This window comes from Streptomyces sp. NPDC003016, from assembly GCF_053591455.1.
The window spans coordinates 1-11,203 of record NZ_JBSFTV010000079.1 but is presented as its reverse complement, the minus strand read 5'-3'; the positions used below and the strand labels follow the sequence as shown (position 1 = coordinate 11,203).

Genomic DNA, 11,203 nt, shown 5'->3' with positions numbered 1-11,203 from the left:
GGCGGGATGCCGCAGATCAACTTGACCGTCTCGGGCCGCTACCTCTCGTTCGTCGAACGGGAGGAGATCGCTCTGTTGCGCGTGCAGGGTGCCGGGGTGCGGGAGATCGCCGGACATCTGGGCCGGTCACCATCGACGATCTCCCGGGAACTGCGGCGCAACGCGGCCACACGCGGCGGCAGACTTGAGTACCGGGCCTCGGTCGCGCAGTGGAAGGCCGACCTGGTGGCAGGGCGCCCCAAGGAGGCCAAACTGGCCGCGAACGAGCGACTGCGGGAGTATGTCCAGGACCACTTGCTGGGCGTGATCCGAGCCGCCGACGGTACGGCGCTTCCCGGTCCGCAGGTTCCGGAGTGGAAAGGGCGCAACAAGCCGCATCGCAATGATCGCCGGTGGGCGAATGCCTGGAGCCCGGAGCAGATCTCAGCCCGACTGAAGATCGATTTTCCTGAGGACGAGTCCATGCGGATCAGCCACGAAGCTATCTACCAGGCCCTTTACGTCCAGAGCCGCGGCGGCCTCAAGCGTGAGCTCGTGGCCTGCCTGCGCACCGGCCGCGCGCTGCGTGTTCCACGGGCGAGGAGCCGTAACAAGCCGGGCGGTCACGTCACCCCGCAGGTGGTGATCAGCCAGCGGCCCGCGGAAGCTACCGGCCGTGCCGTCCCGGGCCACTGGGAAGGAGACCTGATCATCGGGCTGAACCGGTCGGCGGTCGGCACGCTCGTGGAGCGCACTACCCGTTACACGATGCTGGTTCACCTGCCACGGGCCGAGGGCTACGGCACGATCCCGCGCACCAAGAACGGGCCTGCGTTGGCCGGCTACGGCGCCGTGGCCATGAAGGACGCCCTGGCCACCACGATGGCCACCTTGCCCGACCAGCTTCGCCGATCACTGACCTGGGATCGCGGGAAGGAGCTCTCCACTCACGCCCAGCTCACGGTCGAAACTGGACTACCGGTCTACTTCGCGGACCCGCACTCTCCCTGGCAGCGCGCCACGAACGAGAACACCAACGGGCTGCTACGTCAGTATTTTCCCAAGGGCACCGACTTGTCCCGATGGAGCACCGACGAGCTGACCGCCATCGCCGCGGCCCTCAACTCCCGTCCCCGCAAAACCCTCGGTTGGAAGACACCCGCGGAAGCCCTCGACGAACATCTACAATCAGCGCAGCCCAGCGTTGCAACGACTGGTTGAATCCGCCAGCACTCGCTCAACCTGACAACGCCCTTGCAGGCGATGCGGTCAAATCAGCCGCACCCCCGAACTACGACCGCCCCCTGGATATGCCAGGGGGCGGTCGTGGGCTAGGGGGACGGCTCAGCCGTTAAGCCCTAGCACCTGGGGGTCATCACTCGGGAAGCTCTTCGGCATACCCGGCACATGAATGTTGCGCCGATACACACCGACCAGGAATTCCACGGCGCCGACCGGGAACTCCGACCAGTCGCCATTGGCTCCGCGGACGACCACCGGCCAGGCTTCAGGGTCGGGAGAACTCATCCTCCAGTAGAGGCGGTCCCCCGAATAGGACTCGGCCCAGCAGAGCAGGCCATCCGGCTCCGGGTAGGGAACATAGCCCTGGGTGTCCTCCATCTCGTACAGATCCTGAAGGATCTCGGACGAGTCCCGGACCCCAGACACCCATGACGCCTCGGCGCCGGGCTGGGGAAGGGACACCATGAGGAAATCATCGATGACCAGCGTTGGGTACGCCTCCGTCAGGGAGCGGTAATCCGAGGGCAGCCCAGTACCCAGGTCGCCCTCGAGGGCGGCCCAGTCCACGCTACGACGCGAAGCCGCACGCCACCGCATCATCGACGGGAGAGCTGCCTCCAGCTCCTCGATTCTCAGCATGTCGTCTGCCATTCCGTGATGTTCTTGACCGTCACGTTGTCGAACAATACTCCATTCTCGGTGCGGGCGGACATGGTAATACTGTCCGGCATTCCCTCGGCCTGGCTGTGGTTGACCTTTCCGGTGTATTGCACCCAATTCCCTGCTGCGAGCTGCTTTTCCATCTTGATCTCGCAGCGCCGCATTCCGCTGGTGTTCATACGAGAGAATCCGGTGAACAGATTGCGCTCGGTCCAGTCACCGCTCATCTTGTCGCCCACGATGTGCACGCGGTTGAAGATGACCTTGTTCTTGAGGTCCTTGTTCTGGGCCGGGTCCGGGAATCCGTACACGTTCACCGCCCCGCCGTCGTCGCGCGGCGTGCCCGACGCCTTGAGGTCGCTCGGGCAGATCAGCGCCGTTGCACCTTGGGCACGGCCCTCGCCGTCCAGCTCGTCGTACTGGAACCGGGACGACTTCGGCTCGGAGTCACAGCGCTCCTCCTCGTCATCGCTGCCCGTGTCGCCGCCTGGTCTGCCCCTAGGGGCAGGGGCGGGCGTCGGCTCGTCATCTTGGCCGGCCTCTGCAGCGGCCTCGTCGATGGCTTGGCCGGCCTCCTGGGCCGCCGTGACCACTGCTGCGGTCGTGACCGTGGCCACCACCGCTACGGCGATGACCTCGATGACGGGGATCGCGACCAGGATGAGCGGGAAGAAGTGACCGTCGACCTCGACGTTGCTCACCGGGTTGCCGCCGGTGAAGGCGTAGCGGTTACCGGTGAAGGGGTCGGACCCGAGCCGCATATCTGCGAGAGCGCCGTTGTACATGTCCCGCGAGGTGAAGCGGTTCAGGCCCGGGCTGTAGTCGCGGAAGCCCATGTCGTAGGTTCCGCTGGCAGCGTCCCAGCGCTTCGCGTTGAAGCGGTAGGAATTGTGCATCTCCTTTTCGGGCTGAGCGGCGTCGGGCTTGTCGATGCCGGTGAACTCGGAGGTGTCGTTGCTGCCGTAGGCCGTGTACCCGTACGTCGAAGCGGTGTTGCCGTTCTTGTCGGTGAGGGTCTCGGTGTCGGTGTGGCCGTTGTAGCCGTACACGCCCAGGTCTTCGGTGCCGTCGCTGTTGCGCTTGATCTGCGACAGGCGCTCGCCCCACGGGCTGTACTGGTACGACTTGGTGATCTCACCGGCGACGCGCTCATCGAGTATCTCCTCGGACATGCCGAGGTAGTTGAAGTCGGTGGTCTTGGTGCCCTCCGTCTTGGCCGTGGTGCGGTCCAACGGGTCGTAGACGTACTTGGTGCTCTTCGACGTGCCGTCGGGCTGCACCTTGGTGTGCTCGACGACATGGTCGAATCCGTCGTACGTGTTGTCCGCCAGGACCTTGCCGCCGGAGGTCACGTTGTCCATGCGGCCGTAGGCGTCGTAGTTGTACGTCTGGAGGACGCCGCCGGTCGTCGCGTTCAGCAGTCGGTTGCGGTCGTAGGTGAAGGTGGTCGACGTACCCTTCATGTTCTGGCTGATGACATTGGCGTTGTCGTCGTGAACGTACGTCTCCGTGCCGGCGCCGCTACCAGTTTTGGTCAACTTCGCGAGCCGGTTGGCCGGATCGTAAGCGTAATCCGTAGTCGAATCGAGGTACGCCGAGTGGTTGTCGGCGTTCATTTTCTTCGAAACGTCCTGCGACTTATTGCCGTTGGCGTCATAGGTGTACGTGTGCGAGGCGACCAGTGTGGTGGCGTCGGCCTTCTTCTCGACCGTGCTCTTGAGGTTCCCGTTCAGGTAGTAGCCGTAGTCGACCGTGTTCTTGTTTGCCTTGGTCTCCTTCAGCCGCTCGCCGCGATCGTTGTAGGTGTACTCGGTGACCTTCGGGGCGGCGTCCGCAGCACTCTTGCCGACCTTGACTGTCTTGACGAGGTCCCGCAAGTCGTAGGTGTACTGCGAATACTGGTCAGGGTGAGTGACAGTCTCCGGCTGGCCGTTCGCGTCGTACGCGTAGGAGGTGGCCTTCTTCTCCTGGCCGGCGAGTGCCTCGGTGACCTTCTGGACCTGGTTGAGGCCGTCGTAGGTCATGGTGTACGCGTCGACCTTGGTGCCTGAAGAAGTGTCATCGATCGACGTCGTGTTGCCGTTGGCGTCGTAGGCGTAGGCGAACGACTTGCGCTCCGTGCCCGCGGACGGTGCGTCCGTGCGGCTCTTCAGCGACCCGTCCGGGTAGTACGTCCAGCCCATCGTCCGCGACGCCGTACCACCGGCTGAGGTCAGCGTCCGCGAGGCCTGCTGCCCCATCGCGTCGTAGTCGTACGCGGTGCGGATGTCCCATGAATCGACGCTGGTCTTGGACCAGCCGTTGTCCCAGTAGGTGTAGTCGGTGTCGTTGCGGACCGTCTGACCTTCCGACGGCGGTGCCGACACCTTCTTGACCCGTCCCACTTCGTCGTACACGGTCTGCGTGTAGACATTCGGGCTGTTGTAGCGGGTGTCCGCCGGGTCATACGGCATGTACGCCTTGACCGGCCGGTTGAGCTTGTCGAACTCGGTACGGGTGGCGAAGTCTTCCGTGCTGGCGGTGTTCACGCCGCGGGGAGAGACGACCTTGGTGCGGTTACCGGCCTGGTCGTATTCGAACTTGGTCGTACGGACCGTGGTCCCCAGGTAGGGAACCCGCTGCTCAACTACCGCGCCGCGTTCGTCGTAGACGGTCTCGGTCTTGTTGCGCTCCGGGTCCGTGGTCTCCGTGGGCTTCGAGTCCAGGTCGTAGCCGATGGTGGTGTACTTGCCGGCGGCGTCCGTGGTCTTGACGACCCGGTGGTTCAGGTCGTAGACGGTCTTGGACGTGTAGTCCGTCGTGTCGGAAGTGGCGTTCTTCTTGGGGTCTCTGACTGTGACCAGGTTGCCGACGTTGTCGTACTCGTAGGAGACCTTGTCGTCCGTCGAGTTCAGCACCGAGGTGATCTGATAGGTCGCGTCATAGTTGTTGGTGGTGACGTAGTCCGTCAGGTCGGCGGCGGTCGCCGAGCCCTTCGGCTCCGTGGTTGTCTTGAGGTTGCCGACCTTGTCGTAGGTGTAGGTGCTCTTCCGGCCGGTGGTGACGTTGTTGGCCGGGGCGCTGGCCTCCGTGATCAGGTCGTTGCTGTTGTAGACCGCCTCGGAGATCGCTCCATTCGGAGCCGTAGCCTTGGTGATGTTGTCGTTGACGTCGTACACCGGGGCCGGTGTGGTGATGTAGACCCCTGTTGCCTGGTTCTTCGGAACCTTGCTGACTAGCGGGCGTCCGAAGGTGTCGTAGGTCTGCGTCGTCGACTTGTTCAGCGCGTCGGTGACCTGGGTGACCTGGCCGCGCTCGTCGTACACGTACTTTGTCGCGTGCAACTCGGGGTCGGTGATGGTTTTCGGGTAACCCATCACGTCGTAGTCCGAGTTGACGGTGGCGTTGCCGTTGGCATCGACAGCCTTGGCCAGCTGTCCGAAACCGTCGTACTCGTACTTCGTGGTGTAGTCGTCAACGGTCGACGACGCCACGCCCTTGGGGTCGGTGACCGTCTTCACATTGCCGAAGGCGTCATAGCCGAACTGGTGAGTGCGGCCCGCCGGTGAGGTCTTCGTGAAGAGGTCTGCGGAGTACCCGTCCAGACGCGTCTGATACGCGTACTTCGCGGAGTTCGGCAGACTGCCGTCGTTCGCCGGGTCGCAGTAGTAGGTGGCGATCAGCTGCTCGGACGTCCAGGACTTGGTCGTCTCCGCGTCCCACTGCCGCAGCGGATAACCGGTCTTCTGGTCGTAGCAGAAGGCCGTCTTGGCTCCGTTCGTCTCCTCCAGGTACGTGACGTTGTTGTCGGCGTCCCAGTTCATCTTGGTTGTCTCGGACTTGGCGTTGGTGACCTGCACCTGCCGCCCGAAATCGTCCACGATGTAGGTGGCGGCGTTCGTCTCGGCGTCCGTGACCGTGGTGTTGGTGAACTTGGGGTTTGCAGTGTTCGGCTTGTACGCGAACCTGGTGGTGCCCTTCAGCCGGTCGGTGATCGTCTGTGTCCACCAGTGGTACTTGGGGTCGTCACCCTCCTTGGGGAAGTAGTACGCCAGATCGGTGGCGTTGCCCCGGGGGTCGGTGATCTTGACCAGCTTGACGTTCTTCTTGCCCTGAACGGCGTCGTAGGTGAACTTGAAGACCTTCGGTGCTCCGTTGGTCGAGCCCTCACCGTCGATGAACTGACCGAGCAGGCCCTCTTCGGTGTAGTAGAAGGAGATCTTGCGGCCGGAGATGTCCGTCATGGACTTCACGTGGTCGTAGATCTTGTGGTTGTTCAGCTTGGTGCCGGAGACCTTGGCGCCGGTGGCGTCGATGTACTCGTAGGTCGCGTCACCCTTGTTGTAGTAGTCGACCGTCAGGGTCTGGCGGCCGGACGGGTCGGTGATGTACGCGAGGAACTTGGCCGCCTTGCCGTTGGCCTTGTGCTCCTCGTAGGTGAACGTCTGGGTGTTGCCGTTCTGGTCGATCGAGGACGTCATGTATCCGTCGCAGCCGAACAGGAACCGGGTGCCGTCCGGACGGGTCATCGTCCAGGCGTCCGGGATCGGGTCCTTCGCCGGTGTGCAGTCCAGGTTCGTCTTCGGGGCGAGCTTGTAGTGCACCCCCGCCGGGGCCTTCCAGCTGCCGTCCGCCTGCTTGCGGAAGACGTGCGTCGTGCCGTCCCCGTCCGGCAGCCTGACCTCGGTCGGGCTCGGTTTCGGATGCAGCTCCAGATGCGCACCCATGCGGATGGGACCTGCCGCCTGGCCCGACCAGCCCGCGCCGAGCACTGTGTCCGAGGTGTCCAGCGAGTTGTACGAGAACCGGGCGAAGGTGCTCAGCCCGCGGCCCGGGTTGCTGAACGTGTTGTAGGACCAGACACTGTTGCCCGCGGCCAGGTTGTTCATCAACGAAGCGCCGGCGCCGGTGTTCTTGCCCGTGTAGGCGTAGAACTTCTCCAGGCCGATCTGGTTGGAGGTGGGGTCCTCCACCGTGACGTTCTGGTTCAGTGGGGCGATAGTGCCGCCGGCCGACAACCAGCTGCCGTCGGCAATCTTGCGTACGTCCCAGCCCAGCACGTAGTCGTTGCGCTTGTTGCCCGAGTCGGAGTTGATCGGGGTCTTGACCTGCGCCTTGATCGTCGCGGACTTGCCCGGCAGAAGAGCCGGAATCGCCGTCGAGAGCTGGTTGCCGCCGTTGGTGACGTCCGTGCCGTCGGGCAGCTTCCAGGTGTACGACATCTGCCGCTCACCGGCGGCCCAGGCCGCGCTGGTCGTATTGGTGACCGTCATGTCCACCGTGTAGGTGGAGTTCGGGGTCATCCGCGCCGGGGTCTGCGGCGCGTAGTACGTGTCCTCGGTCGTCGAGTCAACGTAGATGACCTGCATGTACGGGCGCAGCTGCGGGTCGGAGGCCTCCGAGGACAGGAACAGGGTGCGTTCCTGTGGGCCGGTGGTCGACTCGTCCTTGAGCTTGACCAGTACGCCCTTGTTGTTGGCCGGGGTCTTGACCCAGGACTGCATCAGTCCCGTGGCGTCCCACCAGTGGCGGCCGACCTCGTCGGTGATCTGGGGGACGGTGTCGGCGACCGTGGCGGAGAAGTCGCCGCCGGCCGTGGTCCACGGGGTGGTGGCGTGGGCGTTGTTCCAGGTGGCGGCGGTCTCGGTGAAGTCCCTCGTCAGGGAGTGGAGTTCGTAGATTGCGCCGTTGCTGGTGCTGGTGGTCTCCGCTCCCCACATGTACATCTTGTTCTCCAGCACCGTTGCGGTGGTGGGGATGTCGCTGGTGGGGAACTTGACGACGGCGCGGGTCTTTCCGTACGTCGAGGAGTTGTTGCCGACGCTCAGCCAGGTCTGACCGACGTCCCAGGACTTGATCTTGTCCTGGTTGGTGGTCGGCTGCGCAGAGGACAGGGTGGTGTCGTACTGGCCGCCGGCCGGCGGGGCCTGAATGATCTTCATCGTCCGGCCGGCCTTGGGGATGCCCACCACCCGGGTCGGGGACCCGAGTACCTCACCGGTCTTGGTCTTGACCGCGAGCTGGTAGAAGTACGACTTGCCGATCTCCGCCGAGCTGGAGTCCGGGGTCGGCACCGCCGTGGTGTCCGTGTACGTCGTCGCCGTGGACGCGATCGGGGCGATCAGCGTGGCGGCGGACGGCGTGAAGACCTGCTGCGTGGAGCGGTGCAGCTGGTACTCGGCGATGTCGTTGCTCGTGCTGCCGGTGTTGTTGGTGTACTTCGGCCAGGACAACTCCGGGCCCGTTGAGTGCACCACGGTCGGCGAGTTCAGCGAGGTGCCGACCTTGCCGTAGCTGACGGTCAGCCGCGGAATGGTCGACGTCTCGCCGCCGTACTCACCGTCACCGGCCTCGTAGCGCGGACCACCGGTCGGCGCCGTGGAGGACTCGTCCACAGCCTTGATGACGAAACCGTGGTTGACCGCGGTTCCGGAAACCCACTTCTGGACCGTGTCGGCAACCCGGAAGTTGTGCCACTTGTTGTACTCGCCGATGTCCTTGCGGACCTGGCCGGGGTTGACCAGGCGCACCGCGTCCGCGACGGTCTTCTTGGTCGAGTCGCCGGTGTCGCCGAGCACGACCTTGCCGGCGTTGCCCCTGGCGAAGTCGAGCTGGCTGGTGCCCAGCTGCTTCCACCCGGCCGTACCGGTCTGGTTGACGGTGTACGTCGAGGTGCCCTCACCGGAGGTGACCGTGTACGGGGCGACCGTCGTCGCGTCGGCCAGCGCCTGCGTACGGACCTCGACCTTGTAGTCGGCCGTGTCCGCGATCCGCGGCTGCCAGGTGTAGGACTCACCGGTCGCGGTGTTCTTGTTGTACGCGTAGTCGTCGTTGACGGCGGCGCCGCCGGTCGTGGTGCCCTTGGGCCACTCGCCGACCGCGGCCGTGCCCGCGCTGCCGTCGTCGAGCAAGACCGTACTCGCGGACTGCTCGCCGGCCAGCGCGCTGGTCTTCTCCCAGGTGGCACCTGCCTCGTCCCAGGCACCCGTGGCCCTGCGGACCTCAATGTCCACGTTGTTGGCGTTGGTGGTATGGGCCTGGTCGAAGTACAGGCCCAGCTGGGCGGCGTCGACCTTCACACCCGACGGGATCTCGTCCAGCGGGAACTTGATCAGCGACCGGGAGATGCCCGTGTCGGTCTTGCCCGCCGACAGCTTCCAGGTGGAGTTGAAGTTCACTGCCGGCTGATCGGACATGACCATCACGTCCTGCGACGCCGACGGCGACGGCGCGATGGTGATCGTCGGGTCGATCACCACCGGGTACTGCCGCTCCTTGGCGGCAAGCCATTTGGCGTCCGGCGTGACCTTGAGCTTCCAGCTCTTGCCATCACCCGAGCGGGTCAGCTTCTGGGTGACCTTGGTGGAATACGTACCACCGGTCGGCGACAGCTTGTCCTTCTTGGCGTCCGTCATATACGGCGCCGGAATCACCAGGACAGGAGTGTTCGGCGCCTCGCCGAACAGGGCGATCGAGCCGTCCTTGCGCGCCTTCGGCGTCAGACCCTCAGTACCCAGGGTGAAAGTGAAAGAGACCGGCTCGGCAGGAGCCGCATCAAGGACGATGTTCTCCTTGACCTGCCCCCGGCCCACCTTGTATTCGAGGTCAGCACCGGCCACCGCGTCCTTGTAAGAGACGGTGTCGCCCTTGGAGGTGGGGGCGAGATCCTTCTTGCCGCCCTCCAGGCCCAGGCTGACCGAGCGACCGTCCGGTGCCTCGAAGCGCATCAGCTTCTTCGGATCCGAACCGAACCAGCTTCGCCCGGAGTTGGCGGTGTTGGCGAAGTCGAAGCCCTTGGTGTCCGTCGTACGGACGGAGGTGTCGATCGACTTCCAGGACTTGCCGGCCTTGTACGAGACCGGGACGGCCGACAGCTCGGCCTCCACCCGCCCGTCCGACATCTCCCAGAAACGGGCCTGCGCAGTGCGCTGGCCCGTCAGCTCCTTGACACGCTTGGCCTTCGGAAGCTTCTTGCCCTTCGGCAGCTTCTCCCGGCTCGGTATCTCGAACTTCCCGCCTACGGGCGGTTTGGCCAATTCCCTTTCGGAATCGCCGTCGCCAGAAAACCAGCCCTTTACGGTGTCGACGACACCCTTGCCGTCATCGTCCCCGGACGCCGGAGCGGCATAAGCCACTTGCGGTAGCGCAGTTCCTGCGACCGCCGACACCACAAGGCAGGAGATGAGTCTCCCCAACCTTACATTCACAATGCCCTTCCTGGGGCAGACCCTCATTCACGCGTACGCGGAATCAAGGCACACCAATTACGCCGAACCTTAAAATTCAGGATCGACTTGCGGGGTGAACTTTCGTCACCCCTGGCCAGGGGCATGGCGATGTCTATCCGCATTGATCACCTCACGTCAACCCGTCCGCGCTTCGGACAGGCAGCCTCGAGATACATCACATACGTCCGATTGGTCCGCATACTCGCGCGTACCGCAGGCCCTGGTGTATAACCGGCCGGATCTAAGTTTGCATGCTGATTGAAAGATGGACTTCCCATGGCGTCACCGAAGAATTCTACGGAAATAACTGAAATTGCCGGGAGCGTAGAGGGGTCGACGGGCAAGCCGAAGAGCGCGGACTGGCGCGCCATCGCCATTGCGCTGGCCCTGCTCCTCGCCTGCGGCGGACTCGTCGGTTACGGCATCCTTGACACCCCCGACGCGCCGAAGCCCCGCGCCGTCCCCACCGCCGACGTGACCTACGAGGTCACCGGCAAGGGCACCGCCGACATCTCCTACCTCGCCCGCAACGAGGCCGGAGAAGCCACCGTCGTCTCCGGGGTCAAGCTGCCGTGGAGCAAGTCGGTACAGGTCCCGATCGGCAAAGCACCCACCGTCTACATCACCCTCGACCAGAAGGGAGGCCAGGCCAGCTGCACCCTCGCCATCCGCGGCAAGCACGTCCAACGCGCCACGGCCACGGGTAAGTTCGGCCGCGCCACCTGTACCGGCGAGCTGCCCAAGGGCGACGGGACCATAGGCTGATGTGCACTGCCTCGTCCACTGGCTCACGTGGGGGCGAGGTGCTGGCCCCGTAGTTGCGCCGAGGTGGGGCCTGAGATGCCGCCAGCCATGGCGCCTCGGCTCGCCACAACACCGCAGTGAACTGCGTCACAACACCCCCTGTCCTGTGTGACGTTTGTCAGGCGGTTTTCGCTGGGTAGAGCAGGCAATCTTCGCGAGAGGTGAGCCGCAAGTGAACTCTCATGAGGAGTAAGGGATTTGAGCCCGCGCAAGTCGCACGCCTACAGACCGCTGAGCATGAAACGCCGAGCATGGCTGACCATCGGCGCGGTGGTACTCGGCGGTACAGGGGCGGTCACCGTCGCCATAGC

At 64.3% G+C, this 11,203-nt stretch carries 4 protein-coding genes; 2 read left to right on the top strand and 2 right to left on the bottom strand.

All coding sequences use genetic code 11. From position 1 onward, the window contains the following. Window positions 1–1,200 (top strand): IS30 family transposase (locus ACWDZ4_RS34565; protein WP_451512350.1); only part of this gene is annotated, 1,200 nt, incomplete at its 5' end. A 123-nt stretch (window positions 1,201–1,323) separates the two neighbouring features. On the opposite strand, the gene ACWDZ4_RS34560 is transcribed toward ACWDZ4_RS34565, so the two are convergent. Beyond that, a complete protein-coding gene (locus tag ACWDZ4_RS34560) occupies window positions 1,324–1,872 on the bottom strand; it encodes a hypothetical protein (RefSeq protein WP_451512349.1) in 549 nt (182 codons plus the stop codon). Continuing rightward, on the bottom strand, window positions 1,854–10,094 hold the full coding sequence (locus tag ACWDZ4_RS34555; protein ID WP_451512348.1) for a DNRLRE domain-containing protein: 8,241 nt from the start codon (window positions 10,092–10,094) through the stop codon (window positions 1,854–1,856). Before ACWDZ4_RS34555 ends, ACWDZ4_RS34560 begins: the two co-directional genes overlap by 19 nt. Window positions 10,095–10,364: 270 nt before the next feature. On the opposite strand from ACWDZ4_RS34555, the gene ACWDZ4_RS34550 reads away from it, so the two are divergent. Continuing rightward, entirely contained in the window at window positions 10,365–10,853 is a 489-nt protein-coding gene (locus tag ACWDZ4_RS34550; protein WP_451512347.1) for an MmpS family transport accessory protein, read from the top strand. Window positions 10,854–11,203: the final 350 nt, after the last annotated feature.

Coding starts and splice junctions, on each gene's coding strand:
- ACWDZ4_RS34560 (WP_451512349.1), bottom strand. CDS start 1,872: ATGGCAGACGACATGCTGAGAATCGAGGAGCTGGAGGCAGCTCTCCCG.
- ACWDZ4_RS34555 (WP_451512348.1), bottom strand. CDS start 10,094: ATGAGGGTCTGCCCCAGGAAGGGCATTGTGAATGTAAGGTTGGGGAGA.
- ACWDZ4_RS34550 (WP_451512347.1), top strand. CDS start 10,365: ATGGCGTCACCGAAGAATTCTACGGAAATAACTGAAATTGCCGGGAGC.